General features: G+C 33.3%; 10 protein-coding genes. 2 read left to right on the top strand and 8 right to left on the bottom strand.

The window, feature by feature from the left end; all coding sequences use genetic code 11:
- The first annotated feature begins 59 nt into the window (after positions 1-59).
- Both FGM02_RS15825 and FGM02_RS15820 read left to right on the top strand, forming a co-directional pair.
- The gene (locus FGM02_RS15825) at positions 60-2,324 is read left to right on the top strand and encodes a TonB-dependent receptor (protein WP_139959470.1); all 2,265 of its coding nucleotides are present in this window, start codon (positions 60-62) and stop codon (positions 2,322-2,324) included.
- Between the two features lie 62 nt (positions 2,325-2,386).
- Positions 2,387-3,190 carry a 3-keto-disaccharide hydrolase gene (locus FGM02_RS15820; protein WP_139959469.1) on the top strand — a complete coding sequence of 268 codons (804 nt, stop codon included), beginning with the start codon at positions 2,387-2,389 and terminating at the stop codon, positions 3,188-3,190.
- 99 nt (positions 3,191-3,289) lie between these two features.
- Here the strand turns inward: FGM02_RS15820 and priA are convergent, their stop codons facing one another.
- The 8 genes from priA to FGM02_RS15780 form a co-directional block, all read right to left on the bottom strand.
- The gene (priA, locus tag FGM02_RS15815) at positions 3,290-5,752 is read right to left on the bottom strand and encodes a replication restart helicase PriA (RefSeq protein ID WP_166461205.1); all 2,463 of its coding nucleotides are present in this window, start codon (positions 5,750-5,752) and stop codon (positions 3,290-3,292) included.
- A 229-nt stretch (positions 5,753-5,981) separates the two neighbouring features.
- Positions 5,982-7,292, bottom strand: coding sequence for a 30S ribosomal protein S12 methylthiotransferase RimO (gene rimO, locus FGM02_RS15810; protein ID WP_139959468.1), 1,311 nt, complete (start codon positions 7,290-7,292; stop codon positions 5,982-5,984).
- Between the two features lie 193 nt (positions 7,293-7,485).
- A complete protein-coding gene (locus FGM02_RS15805) occupies positions 7,486-9,351 on the bottom strand; it encodes a sulfatase (RefSeq protein WP_139959467.1) in 1,866 nt (621 codons plus the stop codon).
- Positions 9,352-9,415: 64 nt separating this feature from the next.
- Entirely contained in the window at positions 9,416-11,014 is a 1,599-nt protein-coding gene (locus tag FGM02_RS15800) for a sulfatase family protein (RefSeq protein WP_139959466.1), read from the bottom strand.
- 257 nt (positions 11,015-11,271) lie between these two features.
- Entirely contained in the window at positions 11,272-13,227 is a 1,956-nt protein-coding gene (locus FGM02_RS15795; RefSeq protein ID WP_139959465.1) for a plastocyanin/azurin family copper-binding protein, read from the bottom strand.
- A 10-nt stretch (positions 13,228-13,237) separates the two neighbouring features.
- On the bottom strand, positions 13,238-15,088 hold the full coding sequence (locus FGM02_RS15790; RefSeq protein WP_139959464.1) for a 3-keto-disaccharide hydrolase: 1,851 nt from the start codon (positions 15,086-15,088) through the stop codon (positions 13,238-13,240).
- A gap of 101 nt (positions 15,089-15,189) precedes the next feature.
- On the bottom strand, positions 15,190-16,695 hold the full coding sequence (locus FGM02_RS15785) for a sulfatase family protein (RefSeq protein WP_208021536.1): 1,506 nt from the start codon (positions 16,693-16,695) through the stop codon (positions 15,190-15,192).
- An 87-nt stretch (positions 16,696-16,782) separates the two neighbouring features.
- Complete coding sequence (locus tag FGM02_RS15780; protein ID WP_139959463.1) at positions 16,783-18,222, bottom strand: sulfatase-like hydrolase/transferase; 1,440 nt, start codon at positions 18,220-18,222, stop codon at positions 16,783-16,785.
- Between the last annotated feature and the right edge of the window lie 176 nt (positions 18,223-18,398).

The raw sequence follows: 18,398 nt of genomic DNA, 5'->3' as shown, positions 1-18,398 counted from the left end.
ACTGTTGCATTTAATAAGTTTTATATATTTGCAACATCGTTACAAATATAAACTATCTAATGAAAAAATTCACATTCCTATTCAGTATTCTTTTTTTAAGCTTTCAAGCAAACTCGCAAGAATTTGTTGGTGTAGTAAAAGACAAAAGCAATCGCAGTACCATTCCCTTTGCCACCATTTATTTTTTAGAATTACAAACAGGAACTGTAGCCGATGAAAACGGTGAATTTTCCTTAGAAAACCTTCCTAATAATAAACTTAAAATTCAAATTACCTCTGTTGGTTACAAATCAAAAACAGCAATTATAAATATTGCCAAAAAGGGTAAAAAAACCTTTTTCCTTGAAGAAAGTTTACACGACTTAAAAGAAGTTTTTCTAGTAGCGCCAAAAGGGAAACTACAAACAGAAAACAGTCTACAAATAGTGCATAAATCCATAAAAGAATTGCAACAAACAGCAAGTGTTTCCTTGGCAGAAGCCATCACAAATATTGCTGGAGTTTCACAAATAAGCACTGGAGCTGGTATTGGAAAACCTGTTATTAGAGGTTTATCAGGGAATAGAATTGTTACCTATGCTCAAGGCATTCGTATGGAAAACCAACAATGGGGAGGCGAACATGGTTTAGGCATAGGCGATGTTGGTATTGAAAGCGTAGAAGTGATCAAAGGTCCTTCTTCTCTACTTTATGGTTCTGATGCCTTAGGTGGTGTTTTGTATTTTATTGATGCTCTGTATGCAAAACCCAATCGCGTAGAAAGTTTTGTAAGCACCAATTTTCAGTCAAATACCTTAGCTAGCTTAACTTCGGCAGGTATAAAATACCATAAAAAGAATTTTAAATGGAATTTATTTAGTGCCTATAATTCTCATGCAGATTATAAAACACCTAACAACGACCGTGTTTTTAATAGTCGATTTGATGAAGCCAATATAAAAGGAGCTTTTGGTTATTCTAAAGACAATTGGATCAGTCATATAAAATATAGTTTCCTTCAAAATAATTTTGGAATTATTGAAGCCGATGAAAAATACGGAAACGGTACAAAAAGAAATTTTGAAATTCCGTATCAAGAAATTAAAAACCACGCGCTTAGTTTTGAAAATACCTTCTTATTTGATGAAGCGAAAATAAATGCTGTTTTGGGCTATACAGGAAACAGAAGAAAAGAATTTGAACATCATGAAGAACACGAAGAACATGAAGAAGAAGAACATGACGAGCATGAAGAAGAGGGAGCTGCTTTAAACATGAATTTAGAAACCTATACCTATAATATCAAATGGTTCAGTCCTACTATATCAGATAATTTTGAAATTATTCTTGGCTCACAAGGAATGCATCAAACGAATACAAACTCAGGAGAAGAATTACTAATTCCAGATGCTGTGACCAAAGATTTTGGAATTTTCTCAGTGCTTCATTGGGATTTAGAAAGTATACAATTGCAGGGTGGACTTAGAAGGGATTATCGAAAAATAGAAACTTCAGAGCATGTAGACTTTGAAGCTTTAACTAAAACTTTCAAAAGCACAAATTATTCATTGGGTGTGGTATACCCTTTCGACAAGCTTATTTTAAAAGCAAATTTTTCAGCCGGATTTAGAGCGCCAAATACTTCAGAATTGATTGCAAATGGCGTACATCATGGCACCAGTCAATACGTTAAAGGAAATAGTGTTTTAAAAAGTGAAAAAGCAAAACAGTTTGATGTTTCTTTGAATTACAACAACGATCATTTGAGTTTATCTTTCAATCCGTATTTGAATAAAATAAACAACTATATTTATTTGTCACCTACTGGAACAAACATTGAAGACAATCCTGTTTTTGAATACTTACAAAACAATGCCACTTTGTATGGTGGTGAATTGGGTATTCATTTTCACCCACACAACTACCACTGGCTGCATTTAGAAAGTACACTAGCTACCGTTTATGCAGAAGATGACGACAAAAATGCCTTGCCTTTGATACCGGCAACCAAAATAAATTCTTCCTTGAAAATTGCTTTTGAAGGCGAACGTAAATTCCAAATTGAAAGTCTATTTTTAAATCATATCTATAATTTTGAACAAACCAACATTGGGTTAAATGAAACTGAAAGTCCTAAATACCAGCTCGTAAATTTAGGAATGAATTTTAAAATAGCTTCTAAAGAAACTCCTCTTAAAATAAATACAGGAATAAAAAACATCTTCAATACAAAATATATTGACCATCTATCTCGCTTAAAAACTATGGACATCAACAACCAAGGAATTAATTTTTATTTGGGACTAACAATCAACCTAGAACATAAATTGACGCGAAAAAAATAATTGAATTGAATTATTTAATGTAATTTGTACGCTAATTAATTTAGATCCTAGAATAACTGCTCATGATTAAAAATAAAAAACTACTAATTCTTAGTGCTTCCTTTGTATTAGCTCTTTTCGTTTTCAAATATTTTGAAGAAACTCCAGAAGATAAATCGGGTTGGAAAACCTTATTTAATGGAGAAAATTTAGACGGATGGAATATAAAAATTCACCATCATGAATACAACGACAATTACGCAAATACTTTTAAAGTATCCGATGGAAAATTAGTGGTAGATTATAGTGAGTACACAACTTTTGACGATCGTTTTGGGCATATTTTTTACAAAGAACCTTTTTCTTCGTACCATTTAAAGTTTGAAACAAGATTTAAAGAGCAATGGCTAGAAGATGCGCCTTACCATACCTACAGAAATAGTGGTGTCATGTTTCATTCACAAGATCCTCGTACTATATTAAAAGATCAAAACTGGCCAATTTCTGTGGAATACCAAATTTTAGCAGAACGAGAAGCGGGTGTAGAAAGACCTACAGCAAATATGTGTTCTCCTTCTACAGAAGTTATTTTTAATGATGAATTGGCAAAAAAACATTGTGTTATTTCGACTTCAAAAACTTTTCAATGGGATGAATGGCAAAAAGGAGAATTGATTGTTTACGGAGACTCTTTAGTCATACATAAGGTAAACGGACTAGAAGTCTTGCGTTATTCAAAACCACATATTGGCGGAAATATGAATGCCAAAGGTGCAGATCCTAAATTTAGTATTGCCGGAACTCCTTTAAAAAGTGGCTATATTGCTTTTCAAGCAGAAGGACATGCTGTTGAATTTAAAAATATTGAAATTAAAGAATTACACTAGACAGCTATTGAATGTTAGCTTGTAAATTAAGGATACTAATTTTTATTCCAAAAAACGTCAACAAAAAAACATTTAAAGTACATTTTTTTAGATCGTAGCTTAATAAGAATCTACATCAATTCCCAAACGAACAGAACGAAAAGCACCGATGGCAACAAAGGTGCTTTTTATTTTTTCAATATGTTTTTTTGTCGCTGCCAAATTTTGTTTCGGCGGAATTTTAACAATAATATGTTTGATATATAAATTTCGAACCCTAGAAACAGAAGGAGCTGTAGGACCTAAAACATTATCTGTAAAAGCATTTCCTAAAGATTGACCCAACCATTCTGAAGCCTCTTCCAAACGAAGTAAATCTCTATGCTTTAAGGTTATTTTTAATACTCTATAATAAGGCGGATAATGAAATTGCCAACGATCTGCCAATTGCTCCTTGTACATTTCCAAATACGAATTGGTAGATACTTGTTGCAATATTTGATGGTAAGGATTGAAGGTTTGAATAATTACTTTCCCTCGTTTTTTTGATCTACCCGACCTACCCGCTACTTGCACTAACATTTGATAGGTTCTTTCATGCGCCCTAAAATCGGGGAAATTCAACATGGTATCGGCATTTAAAACACCTACTAAGGTTACATTGCCAAAATCAAGTCCTTTAGAAAGCATCTGTGTTCCTACCAAAATATCAATTTCATGCGCTTGAAAAGCACCTATTATTTTTTGATAGCCATATTTTCCTCGGGTCGTATCCAAATCCATTCTTCCCACATTTACTTCTGGGAATAATTCTTTTAGCTCTAATTCAATCTGCTCCGTTCCAAAACCAATAGTGGTTAATTTTTCCGAACCACAGGCTCCACATTTTAAAGGCATTGCTTGTCGGTAGTTGCAGTAATGACAACGCAATTCTTTTCTGTATTTATGATAGGTTAAACTGACATCACAATTTGGGCATTGCGGAGCTACGGCACAGGTTTCACATTCTACAACAGGAGAAAACCCTCTTCTATTTTGAAACAAAATCACTTGTTCTTTATGCTCTATAGCAGTCGTAATTTCTTTGAGCAAGCGATCTGAAAAATGACCAGTCATTCTTTTCTTTCGATGCTTTTCTTTGACGTCTACCAATTCCATTTCTGGCAACTGCACTTCACCAAAACGTTTGTTTAATGAAACATGACCGTATTTATTATTCGTTGCATTAAAATAGGTTTCTAAACTTGGTGTAGCAGAACCTAACAGCGTACGTGCCTTATGATGATGACTCAATAAAATTGCAGCGTCCCTAGCATGGTAACGTGGCGAAGGGTCAAATTGCTTGTAAGAACTTTCATGCTCCTCATCTACAATAACTAGTCCTAAATTAGAAAAAGGTAAAAACACCGAAGATCTAGCACCCAATACAATTTGTGCTTTTTCTTTATTATTTAAAACATTGTTCCAAACCTCTACGCGTTCATTCATGGAATATTTGGAATGAAAAACGGCTATTTTCCCTCCAAATACTTCTTGCAGTCTTTGGATCAATTGTGTGGTTAAGGCTATTTCTGGAACTAAAAATAAAACCTGCTTTTTTAATTCTAATTGTACTTGAATTAGTTTTGAATATACTTCTGTTTTTCCACTACTGGTTATACCGTGTAACAAAGTGACGGCCTTGGTTTCAAATGAAGTTTTTATTTCTTGAAAGGCTTTTTCTTGAAATTCATTCAAAGATTTCAATTTCCCTTCTGCTTGCTTAAAACTAATTCTATCGACTTGGATATGGTAAAACTCTAATATTTCTTTGTCTACCAAGCCTTTTAATACTGCATTGGAAACCGCTGCTTTTTCTTCTAAATCTTTCGCTTTGATTGGCTTTTTTGTCTGACCTTCCAAAGAAAAATAAGTCATTAATGCTTGGTGCTGTTTTTTAGCTCTGGCTACAGATTGCAGCAATTCGTTTAAAGCCGCCCCACCTTTATACTGTTCAGCCAACCGAATATATTTCACCAATTTCGGTTTGTACTGCTCGTAAATTTCTTCTTTTAAAACCACCGCTTCCTTCGCTAGCATAGATTTTAACAAGGGCAATATGTTTTTCTTTGAAAGAATCCCACTTATTTCTAATACCGACAATTGAGATTGATGATGCAAAGCTTCAAAAACCAAAAATTCAGTATCTGTTAGAAGAGATTCGTCTGTAAAAGAAGGATTTTTTAAAACAATTGTTTCGCTTTCTAGCAAAAATGCTGAAGGCAAAGCTGCTCTATACACATCGCCTAAAGAGCACATATAATAATTGGCTACCCAAGTCCAATGTTCCAATTGTATTTCATTTACAATAGGCTTGTCATCTAGTATTTGATGGATAGGTTTTGCCTCATATTCTTGTGGTGCCTGTTGGTGAATTTCATGCACTAAGGCCGTATAAATTTTCGATTTACCAAAAGGTACAGCAACACGCATTCCCTTTTGCAAAAAATCTACTTCCGCTTCTGTAATACTATAGGTAAACAACCTTTGCAAGGGCAAGGGTAAAATTACATTTATAAAATTTTTAGCAGTAAAAAGAGACAAATTATTTCAAGTTCAAGATTGGACTTCAAAGATACTCAATAGATTTAGGATTTTAATATATTTTACGGATTTACGGGAAGCAAATCACAATACCAAAAACCGGTATCCCAACTTTGCTGTTGGTCTTTATCCTTATAGCAATCTTCATTTTTATCTTGCATTTAGTTTTTTGCCATTGGCTTTTAGCTTATTTGTTTTTTTCTAATAGCAAAAGGCTAATAACCAAAAGCTAGACTGGTTCACCGTATAAATCGAAATCACCTGCTTCCGTAACTTTTATATTGACAAACTGTCCTACTTGTATATAATGTTTGGTCGCATCAACCATAACTTCGTTATCTACGTCTGGCGAATCAAATTCCGTTCTACCGATAAAATAATTTCCATCTTTTCTATCGAACAAACATTTGATGGTTTTTCCAACTTTTTCTTGATTCAACTCAAAAGAAATTTGTGCTTGAATTTCCATGATTTCAGCGACACGCGCTTCTTTTACATCTTCAGGAACATCATCATTCAAAGTACCAGCATGTGTGTTTTCTTCATGAGAATAAGCAAAAGCCCCCAATCTATCAAAACGAGAATCGATAACCCATTGTTTCAATTCTTCGAATATTTCTTCCGTTTCACCAGGATACCCAACAATTAATGTGGTACGAATAGCCATTTGTGGAACTTCTGATCGGAATTTTTCAATTAAAGAAACCGTTTTTTCATGCGTTGTACCACGACGCATCGATTGCAATATTTCTGTATTGATATGTTGCAAAGGAATGTCTAAATAAAAACAAATTTTAGGCTCGTTACGCATTACTTCCAAAACATCTAACGGGAATCCTGCTGGAAATGCATAGTGCAAACGAATCCATTCAATTCCATCTACCTCAGCCAAAGCTTTTAGTAATTTGGCTAATTCTCTTTTCTTATAAATATCCAACCCGTAGTAGGTCAAATCTTGCGCGATTAAAATTAATTCCTTAATTCCTTTTTCTGCTAATTTTGTTGCTTCAATCACCAAATCTTCAATAGGTGTCGATTTGTGTTTTCCACGCATTAGTGGAATGGCACAAAAGGAACACGGACGGTCACAACCCTCTGCAATTTTTAAATAAGCATAATGCTTCGGAGTCGTTGTCAAACGCTCACCAATCAACTCGTGCTTATAATCTGCTTCTAATACTTTTAATAAATTTGGCAAATCGTGTGTACCAAAATATTCATCAACATCTGGAATTTCTTTCTCTAAATCGGGTTTGTAACGTTCACTCAAGCATCCGGTTACAAAAACTTTATCAACTTCTCCTGCGTTTTTCTTTTCCGCATAATGCAAAATCGTATTGATTGATTCTTCCTTTGCTTTTCCAATAAAACCACAAGTATTTATAACAACAATATTCCCATCATCATTTTCATCTTCATGAACCACCTCTTTATCATTCGCTTTTAATTGCCCCATTAGTACTTCAGAATCGTACACATTCTTTGAACATCCTAAGGTTACTACGTTGATTTTATTTTGCTTGGTAGATTTCGTTCTCATCAATAAAATATTTAGGCTGCAAAAATACACAATCCTAAACAAGAAAAAGGCTTCCCTTCTAAAATATGAAGCCTTTTCAAAAAAAAAATAGTTTGCATTACCTGTTTTGCTGCTTTTATAAAATTTCAAAAACAAAAAAGCCCTATAGAACACGATTCTATAGAGCTTCCTCATCTATTAAAAAAACTATTTTTTACTTTACTGCAATTGCTTTTGTTGCAAATATTTTTGTGGTTTTTTGGTAGCCTGCATCAGGATAACTGACTAAATAATTATTTTCATCTACTAAGTTAAACACATAATGAGTGGTTCCTTTTGGCAATGTTACACAAACTTTATTGTTGGTTAGTTTCATTGGTACAGGAAACCAAATTTCACCAGCAATACCTCCATTTTTAGTATACATCAACTCTGCTTTCACAAGCTTAGCTCCATTATTTTTGTATTCCAACCAAACTTTATCACCATCTACACCATGTGTAACAACCGTAGGGACTTCTGCTTTATTTGGTAAATCTGCTTTGCTAGTAGGATTTAAATAAGGATATCTAGCGTTTAAATTTTCTAACCTTTCTTCCAAAAGACGATTCATTTCTTTTGTTTTTTCCGGCATTTTAGCCGCTAAATTTTTAGACTCTTCTATATCTACACGTTTTGAACCGTTTTCGTACAATTGATACAAAGCTAAACGCGTTTTTTGCTCTGTAGCAATATATTCACGTACCAATTTGTAGCCATCAATACGCAACGTAGATTGCATAGAACTGTTTGGGAAATGCCACATCATCGAATTTCTTGGCGCTCCTGTTTCCGGATCTAAAACTAATTTTGCGTCTGTTGGATCTTTGGCTAATAATGTTGATAAATCAGCCCCATCTAAAATTTGATTTTTTTCTTTTTTTGTACCTGTCCAACTCAATATCGTAGGATAAAGGTCTAGACCATTTATCATCACATTTGATTGTATGTTTGAAGAAATGGTAGGACCTGTAACAATAAAAGGAACTCTAGTACCCCCTTCTTTAGCGTTTATCTTTCCTTTATCTAAAGGATAATTGTCTGTAATAATTTCTTTTGTATGTCTTTCCATACCTCCATTATCAGACGTAAAAACGACATAGGTATTTTCAATCAACATATGCCCTGGCCATCTAGGGTCTTCTGTTTCTTTAAGGTACTGAATCAACAAACCAGTATAATGATCAATGGTTTCAATCATTGCTGCATAATAAGCATTTCTTTGACCTTCTTCATCCCATACATCACTTTCTCTAGGGTAGTCAATTCCTAATTTCTGATAGTATTTTTTCAATAAAGCTTCACTTCTTGTATGTATTGGCGTATGCACCAAACGAGAACAATAGAAAAGAAAAAATGGATCGTTTTTGCTTTCATCCATAAAGTCTAGACCATCTTGAGTAATATCATCAAAAGGAAAACCCTCTTCGTCTAAATAAAAAGGATCAGAACGTTTTGTTGTCGCAAATCCTTTGGTACGATCCTTCATTTTTTTATGAGAACCAAAACCGTGTTTTGAAAAATCGAATCCTTGATCTTTAGGCTCTGGATAATCGGTAACAGCAATACCAACATGCCATTTACCAGAATGTCCTGTTTTGTACCCATTAGTTTTAAGAGATTCAGCAATGGTAACTTCAGAAGTATCTAAAGCACCTCTCATCCAAGGGCTTATTAAAGAAGACCCATGAGTAAAAGGTAACGGAGGGTGCCCACCTCTTACACTAGTTCTTTCCAAACGCACAGGGTGTTTTCCAGATAAAATAGATCCTCTAGAAGGAGAACACACTGTTGCCGGAGAATAACCTTGCCAAAAAAGTACGCCTTCCGTAGCCAATTTATCAATATTTGGTGTTTCGTAAGGAGAAGGCTGGTCAATATCGTAACATTTTACATCTTGCCAACCTAAATCATCTGTTAAAATGACCAACACATTTGGTTTTTCTGGTCTTTCCTTACTGTCGTCAGAAGGAGTTTCTATAGCAAATACATGCGATGTATTTATAGCACAAAGGAGTGAAAAAAGGAATATTTTATACATTGTCATTATATATTTATTAAAATAGTACATCTAAATAAGCTGAAAGTATTTTGTGCAAAGCACATTAGTCTCTTTTCTTCTTATTCTTCTTTTTATTTCTATTTTTGTTTTTCTTATTTTTTTTAGTCGATGGCTTACTTGTTTTTGCTTTCTTTTCAGAAGCCTTATAAGTTCCTATTAAATAAGGTTTCTTATCTTCTGCGGTCGCATCTCTATCAAATAAAACAGCATATTTTTGATATAAATTATCTGTCGTAGCTTCTTTTTTAAGTTTATCTAATTGCTCATCGTACAGGGAACGCATTACTTTTAACTGTTTTGCAGCAGAAGGATCGTTAACTTTATTTGTCATTTCCAAACGATCTTTTTCTATATGATAAAGTTCTTCTGTGGGTTTCATACGATTGTCTTCGTATTGCCAGTAAATATATTTCCATTCTTTAGAAACAACTCCCATAGCTTGTATTTCATCATTCCCCCACATATTGGTTAAGGCTACGGTTTCTCTTTTAAATTTCTTTGGCTTTTCTATTAACAAGCTTAAATTTTCACCATCCATATTGGAAGGAGCTTTGATTCCTGCATAATTTAAAATAGTTGGAGCCATATCAATGTTGGCAGTAACCTCTGCACGTCTCACCCCTCTTTCTTTTTCAGGAGTTCTTGGATCGTAAATAATTAATGGAGATTTTGAAGCTTCTTCGTAAGCCAATATTTTTCCTCCAAAATTATGAGCTCCACAACTATAGCCATTATCACTTGTAAAAATAATAATCGTATTGTCTGCAACCCCTTGCTCTTCTAGGGTCTTTCTAATCATTCCCAAAGCATAATCTACTCCGTGAATTAACTGATTGTAGTTTTTTATGGTTTTCTGATAGCTTTCTTCACTATCTCTCCAAAAACCATATTCTTTATATTGTCTACCCGTTTTTGCCTGAGGTGCTAAATGAGTTGCATTTTCTGCCCCATAGTTCTCTGGTTTTTTATAGGTTTTTCCTTTATAAACATAATCAAAATATTGATCTGGAGTAAACGGCATATGTGGTGCCTTAAAACTAATAGACATACAAAAAGGCTTGTTTGTTTGCTTAGCTTCTGCAATAAAATCTTTTGCCCAAGCAGCATAAGCTCTTGTACTATGAGGATATTCTTTTGCGTACTTTGCTATGTATTTATTTTTTGCTGTTTGGTAACTTGTTTGACCTAGACCTCCAGCCCAATTGTCAAATGCATCAATTGGAAGTGTATCCCAACTATTATGTCTTGTACTATTCCCATCAGAAACAGGCATTCCAAATTTACCTGCAAAACCAGTGTAATATCCTTGTTCTCTTAAAAGAACAGGATATGACTTTGCAAACTTTTCTTTTCTTAAAGGACCGTGTTCAAAATTACAACCTGCTTTGTATTCGTACATACCTGTTAAAATAATGGCTCTACTTGCCATACAAACAGCAGTTGTATTGTAGTGATTTTCGAATAAAACCCCTTCTTCAGCTAAGTTATCCATATTGGGTGTTATTACTTGGTCGTTCCCATAACAACCCGTAGCAATACTTGTTTGATCGTCTGATAAAAGAAAGATAATATTAGGTCTTTCTTGTGCAAAACTACTTGCTGTAAGCATACAGACAACGAATGATAGAATTACTTTTTTCATGAATTTACTTGATTTATTTTATTTTTTAAACTCAACATTGTGTAAATATTGAGTTGGTAATCTTCTCTACAAATTAATCAATTAGTACCTGTATACCCTATGCTCATTTCAGTCTTTTTATTGCTTTTTTCTTGTAGACAGTGATATTTAGAAGAAAAAAGCATTTGAATTAAGCAGACCAACATATAACAATAAAATATATGTTACTAAAAAAAGCGATACACCTGTATCGCTTTTTTTAGTAATTAATTGATTTCTTAAATTACATTTACTTTTATTTTCATAGTATTAGAATGGCCAGGAAACGTACATACAATCCAATATTGTCCTTTTTTATGAGGAACTTCAAAATATATTGTTTCAGAAGATTCTGGTCCTACGGTAGCCGTATGATATAAAATTAATGAAGAATTGGGTACGTAATTATACTTAGGTGCATCCAAACCAAGTTCTAGTGCTTTTATACCCAAAGTATTTGGAACCTCTCGACCTGGCATTGCAAACACAAGATTATGTAACATATCATCATCATTTTGAAAAGTCAACTCTAATTTTGTATCTCGTTTAATAGACAGTTCTTTAACATCAAATTTCATCCCTGGCTTTGTACTGATGGTTATCTTTTTATCAGGTCCATTGTCCCAGGTAAATGGCATGTTTGAAGTATGCTTTGGTTGATGTACACTTTCATCCATATTAACCATCTTAGGCATTTGTGGAGATTTTAAAACTCCTCCCGGAACTTCATTCAATGTATAATAAGCAGAATTATGTTGCAAAAAATCTCCATTACTATTTTTAACCCCATCAGCTCTTAACTGATGAATAAATCCTAAACGCATCCCATGTACCAATAATTTTACACTTTTTCCATCTTCGGAAACCTTGGCCTCATGTATCATTGCATTTTCTTTTTGCTCAATAGGACTTCCATAAGTTTTATGGTATTTATAAGTAAAACTTACCATTTTATAACTAGCAACATCACTGGCTGTTTTTTTATCAACAGGCTTGGTAAATTCCAGTAAAAAACCATCAGCTTGTGCTTTCATGGTTTTAATTTCAAATGGAATTTTTCCCGTCCATGTTAATCTTTGTAAACCAAATTGTTTTCTTCCTTTAGAAGCCCAACCTCTACTTGTCATTCCTACAAACATACTAGAATCATTCCCCCAAACCATCCTTAGTATTCCAGAAGAAAAGCCTTCTTTAAAAGGGAAAGTGGCTCCTTGATATACTCCATTTATTTTTTCCATATACACCCGCATAATCTTACTATGTCCTTGATCTCCTACAAAAATTTGATTTTCAAAAGGGCCAAAGCCAATCCCTTTTTTATGATATAAAATATCTGATGTAGAAATTCCTAATACCGTATGTGGAAACCATATAGCAGGAGCTTTTAGTTCAGGAACTTTTTTAGCATATTCATAAAGGGTCATTCCTGAAAACTCTTCAATATCTTTAACTTTTAATTTTAACGGAGATTGTGGATCATCTGTCCATTTCAATCCCTCAACATGTCCTGCAAAATCTCCTAACTCTAAATGAGTTAATCTACCAGAACCTACCCAATCTCCTTGGTTTTCTGCATAAAACAAATCGTCATTTTCATTAATTGCAAAACCCGCAGGAGATCTTAAACCTGTTGCTATAGGTGTCATTTTACCTTCTGGAGTAATTTGTAACATCCAACCTCTCCACTTGGTTAAACTTACACCACCTCCAGACCAACCAAGGTTTAAAGTTACAATCATATCCCCGTTTTTCTTGAATTTTGGTCCGTATGAATACTCATGATAGTTTCCTGATAATGGCCATGAATAAATGGTGTTAAACAAATCTGCTTTTCCATCATTATTTGTGTCTTGTAAACGTGTTAACTCGCCTCTTTGTGATAAATAAAAACTATGATCTCTAAAACCTAATCCTAACGCTTCATGTAAACCTGTAGCAAACTTAGTATAAATTGGTTTTTTACTATACGGCTTATCTATTAACCAAACCTCTCCTCTTCTTGTAGAGACTCCAAGTTTATTATCATCTGTTATAGCTAATCCTCCTACTTCTAATTGAATATTCTTAGGAATTGGAACATCTACTATTTTATAATATGCAGATTCCTCAAGATCTATAGTTGTTTTTTTTTGTGCTATTGCTGTTATACTTATTAGTATAATAAAGAAATTAGTGATTTTTATAATTACTTTCATAATGCTGTATTTACCAAATAATAGTATAATTAATATTCTGTTTTCCGCTAGGCACTTTTACAAGTAATTCATCCTTTCCGTTTGATTTACGAATAAATGGTTTTAGTGAATTTTTATTAGAGAACTTAACAAAATAACTATCATCATTAATCATATAAGTTCCATCTTTTAACAACTTAATAGATTCCCCTTCGTTTATTTTATGGTAGATTTCTTTTGTTCCGTTTGTTGTTATCTTACGATTGATTCCTCTATATTTTACAGCAGGATAAAATTCGTTAGTAATAGTTGTTCCTTCTATAATATTGGTAAAAATTGGACGATCATTATTGTCTAATTTGTAATTCATAAATTGGGTATTCTGATTATTAGAAACCCACGAACTTTCCATATCTTTTAATAAAGAAAATTCAGAATATCCAAACATAGACATCGTAAACAAACCTGTTCTTCCAAATTGCTCTCCTCCTCTTGCTGTCCACATTAAAGTAGCATCAAAAAAATCGTCACCACTCCAAACTGATAGTAAAGTCCCTAAGTTCATATCATATGCATAGTGTATTCCTTCGGGTGTTCCAACAGAAATACAATGTGTTCTTATTTCTCCTTGATGTCTTAAAAAACTACGCTGAACAATGGTTCCGTCTTTAGCGTTAACCTTCATGTTTTTGTTTGCTTTTTTTTCTTTTTTTAATAGGGATAATTTAGAGTCTAAAGATTGTTTTTTAATATGAGGACCTTCAAAAGACAATTCAAAATCATCTATAAAAGGTTTTGTTTTGCTCATAATTAAAGAAAAAGGAACCGGTTCTCCTTTTTTTAATAGCATAATATTAGAGCTTATAGTATCATTATTAACAATAAGCACACCCGTTGCACCTTCACCTACTTTAAAGTTAAATAAATACTTGCCCGTTTCAGGAACATTTAATTTTCCTGAATACGAAAACGTTTTTTTATAACTTCTGCTTTTCAACATTCCTAAAGTAATAGCTTCTACCTTTTTATTTTTAATTTCCTTTTCTATGTTTAGGTTAGGAATATTTTCTTCGTAGGCAGTATTATATTCTTTAAATTTAAAATCTGAAAAAGAAATATTCTGCTTTTTATATAATTTGTATTTAATATTTTTAAAGGCAACAGGTCCATGATCTCCCTGAATCATAAATGGATCTAAAGGAGTTTCGGAAATAAAAGGAGAGGCTCTCGTTGGTCCTGTAAGCTCTACGTTTTCATGTAGTAATACACCGTTTAACCAAACCTCGTCAAATTTTGCATTTTTTGTCTTATGTCCAAACTCATTAAAAGTTGGTGCTGTAAACTTAATTTTTAGATGTTGCCATAAACCAGGAGCCTTTGCTGCATTAACAACAGGAGTATGACCTTGATACCCTTCTTTTCCTTTTGCTGCACTTTTATCCCAACGCTGATAAATACCTCCTATATCAGAAAATTTAACTTTATTTTTATGCCAACTATCAAAAAGTTGCACCTCATATCTTCCTTGTAGGTAAATTCCCGAATTTGACCCAACAGGCATCATTACATCTAGCTCCAATTCGATATCTCCATGATCAAAACTTGAAAAAATGTGTTTTTTAAAAGTTCTATTAGAATTGTTTACCAATACCCCCATTCCTTCTGCTGTAGAAATTTTTCTTCTTTGGGTTCTGTCTACAATCACATCACCAACAATTTGCCAATTTTTTGATGTTGGCTGAAAACTGGAAAGATCTTTTAATTCAATACGTGTAAATGGTAATTCTTTAACATATTGAGTGGACTGATTTGTGCTTTCTTTTTTCTTTCCACAAGAACTAATAAGCATTAAAATTAAAAAGTAGGAGACGTATTTTTTCATGAATAGTGTTTTATTTTTTTTAGATTTCTTTTGTTTAAGCTAATTAAGGAAAATACTTAATTATTAGATTTCTTTGATATTCTAATAATCTGATTGTTAATTTATTTTCCTATTTCACCTACTTTTCTATTTTCACTTCCTATTGCGATTCCCACATTTAAATCTCCTAGTTCTTTTCGGTACTTTTCTACAACAACCATTAGTTCTTTTACTTTTTCGGGATAAGAAGTGATTACATTGTATTGCTCTCCAGGATCTCTTGACATATTATAAAGCTCTGGTTGCTCAACAGCCATTTTTAACTTTCCACCATGAACACCATCATTTCCTGGTTTGGTATTGTATGAATTATATTTATGTGGTAAAACCAACTTCCAGTTTCCTTTTCTAACAGCATTTAAATTGTTTTTTCTATAGTAATAAAGAATCGTTTCACGAGGTGTTGCTTCAAAATTCCCTTTCCAAAGTGATGAAATGTCTACACCATCAATTTTATTTTCAGATAGTTTTCCATCTGTAATAGTCGCAAGGGTAGGTAGTAAATCTATAGCACAGGCTAATTTATTACAAACCGTTCCTTCAGGTACATTTCCAGGCCAACGAATAATAAACGGAACACGTTGACCACCTTCCCAACTAGATAATTTACCTTCTCTCAATCCTCCAGCTGATCCAGCATGATTCCCATAATTTAACCAAGGTCCATTGTCTGTGGTAAAAATAACTATGGTATTGTCTGCTATTTTATTCTTTTCTAATGCTTTACTTATCTCTCCTACAGACCAATCAATTTCCATCATCACATCTCCGTACAATCCTTGCTCACTCTTACCTCTAAACTTATCAGAAACTCCCAGAGGAACATGTCCCATAGCATGTGGAACATATAAAAAAAAAGGATCGTTTGCGTTTTTATTGATAAAATCAACAGCCTTTTCTGTGTAAAGCGTTGTTAACTCATCTTGATCTTTTAGCGATGTTATATATTTTTTAATTTCGTTCCCTTCCATCAATGGAAGTTCTGGATATCTTGAACGTTTATGTGTTGTGGGTACTTTTTCTCCAGTTATGTTGTTACGTGGCCACATATCATTTGAATATGGTAAACCTACATACTCATCAAAACCATGTTGTAATGGTAAAAATTCTTTTTGCCATCCTAAATGCCATTTTCCAAAACAAGCCGTTTTATATCCTTGTTCTTTAAACATTTCGGCAATTGTTAATTCTTTGGAATTGATTCCTTTATTATGGAGTGGCGTTAAAGCCGCTGAAATACCTATTCTATTGGGATAACACCCTGTTAAAATTCCAGCACGAGAAGCACTGCATACAGGTTGAGCCGCATAATAATTTGTAAATCTCATTCCTTGACTTGCCATATGATCTAAATTAGGTGTTTGGAAGCCAGTAGCTCCATAACTTCCTACATCACCATAACCTTCATCGTCTATAAAAATGATGACTACATTTGGCTTTTGACTATTTTGCTTTTGTTTAGTTTGACTAAAGCTGTTAAAAAACAGCAATGTAGTAACAAGTAATAAAAAGGTGTGCTTTCTCATTATTAAAATTCTTAATTTAAATATTAATCTTTCTGTTTTCATTTATAAGTCGTTTATAAATAGGCCATTGTTTATTGCCTTGTCTAGGGTTAATTTTGAATGAAACTACAATAAATGATTATACTTCCTTTAATCATTTGGGTTCACCATATTCTTCCAAGTAGGATATACAGGTCTTTCTTTTGATTCTCTACTTTCATCAACAGAAGGAGCAGGTGGAGCTTGATTAAAAACCTTTTGAAGATTTTCTTTTGTGTTTTTAACCAAAGTACTATGTTCTTCTAACAGCAGATTTTTCTTCTCATGAATATCACTAGGTATGTGATACATACCTCCATTACGATACAGTTTATACTCTTGGTTTCTGACGAATTGAGCACCTTTATATTTACCGATTTTTCCCCAATAAGGTTGATAATGCCAAAAGACCCAATCTCTTGGATTTCCCGATTTCCCTTGTAGTTGAGGAAAAAAACTACGGCCATCTATAGGGTCATTCTCGGTCGTTTTTAATGAAGCTGCCTCAGCAAAGGTTGTATAGAAATCTGTAAAATCAATTAAATCATTACTTTCTACACCTACAGGGGTATGTCCTTTCCAATAGGCTACCAGGGGCACATGTGTACCCATATCTACTGTTTTTCCTTTAGCCCCTTTAATATTCTCTCCTTTCCATTTAGAAAGGATAGATTGTGTTCCATTGTCGGAGGTAAATAAAATAATGGTATTTTCTAGTTGTCCAACTGTTTCTATTTTTTTTACAATTTTTCCAACAATTTTATCTAAATAATTTACCATTGCCACATAATTTTCCTTTCTCAATTTTCCGTCTTTAGGAACTTTATTTGCTTTTTGATCTCTTGGTTGGTTTCCAATAGTTTCTGGTGTAGGAACAAAAGGACTATGAACTAAAACAGTAGGATAATACACAAAAAAAGGTTCGTCTTTATTTTCTTCAATAAAATCACAAACAAAGTCAGACATAAGATCAGGTCCATATTTCCCATTATTATCTTCTACACTAATCATTTTCCCATTATGTTCTAAAGGTGGACTCCAGAAACGTTCTCCTCCATTGATTCCTTTTTTTTGTATTGTAACTTGCCACAAATAAGATTCGTCAAAACCAGCTTTTTGTGGCCTTTTCCCATCTAAATTTCCTTCCGCGTTATGGTATAAGCCATTTAATTGCCATTTACCTGCAATAGCCGTTTTATAGCCGGCATCTTTCAGTAAGTGTCCAAAAGTTTTGTCTTTAGGATTTAGGTATCCGAAATGGGTGTAATTTCTAAAATTATATTGCCCCGTCATAATTTTCACTCTAGAAGGCGTACAAATTGGTGTAGAATAACAATGATTGAATTTTATTCCTTTAGAAGCTAAGGCATCAATATTAGGTGTATTATAATCTTCAGCACCGTAAGTTCCAAAGCAATTCCAGCTAACATCATCAGCCATAATTAAAATTATATTTGGTTGCCTTTGACCTGTCTTTTTTTGAGCTAATAAGTTTTGACTCAAAAACAAAATGACGGTAACAACTGTTGTTATAATACTTTTCTTAGCCATAATTTCAAGAGTTTATTATTCACATCTGTATATTTTCAAGTATTACTTCTGAAGGACTCTTTCTAATAGTTACAACATCAGAATCTGTATTTACAGCTCCACATGATATAGATAAAAGAAAGATGGCATATAAAACTGTTATTACTTTAAAGTTTTTTTGTTTTTTTCTCAACACA

This window comes from Flavicella sediminum, from assembly GCF_006381105.1.
GTDB lineage: Bacteria > Bacteroidota > Bacteroidia > Flavobacteriales > Flavobacteriaceae > Flavicella > Flavicella sediminum.
Note: the sequence above shows the minus strand (reverse complement) of the source record. Positions and strands in the feature narration are given on the sequence as shown.

What these genes read in the sequence shown, in the direction of transcription:
- FGM02_RS15825 (WP_139959470.1), top strand. Translation starts at nt 60, where the DNA reads ATGAAAAAATTCACATTCCTATTCAGTATTCTTTTTTTAAGCTTTCAA.
- FGM02_RS15820 (WP_139959469.1), top strand. Translation starts at nt 2,387, where the DNA reads ATGATTAAAAATAAAAAACTACTAATTCTTAGTGCTTCCTTTGTATTA.
- rimO (WP_139959468.1), bottom strand. Translation starts at nt 7,292, where the DNA reads ATGAGAACGAAATCTACCAAGCAAAATAAAATCAACGTAGTAACCTTA.
- FGM02_RS15805 (WP_139959467.1), bottom strand. Translation starts at nt 9,351, where the DNA reads ATGTATAAAATATTCCTTTTTTCACTCCTTTGTGCTATAAATACATCG.
- FGM02_RS15800 (WP_139959466.1), bottom strand. Translation starts at nt 11,014, where the DNA reads ATGAAAAAAGTAATTCTATCATTCGTTGTCTGTATGCTTACAGCAAGT.
- FGM02_RS15795 (WP_139959465.1), bottom strand. Translation starts at nt 13,227, where the DNA reads ATGAAAGTAATTATAAAAATCACTAATTTCTTTATTATACTAATAAGT.
- FGM02_RS15790 (WP_139959464.1), bottom strand. Translation starts at nt 15,088, where the DNA reads ATGAAAAAATACGTCTCCTACTTTTTAATTTTAATGCTTATTAGTTCT.
- FGM02_RS15785 (WP_208021536.1), bottom strand. Translation starts at nt 16,695, where the DNA reads ATGAAAACAGAAAGATTAATATTTAAATTAAGAATTTTAATAATGAGA.
- FGM02_RS15780 (WP_139959463.1), bottom strand. Translation starts at nt 18,222, where the DNA reads ATGGCTAAGAAAAGTATTATAACAACAGTTGTTACCGTCATTTTGTTT.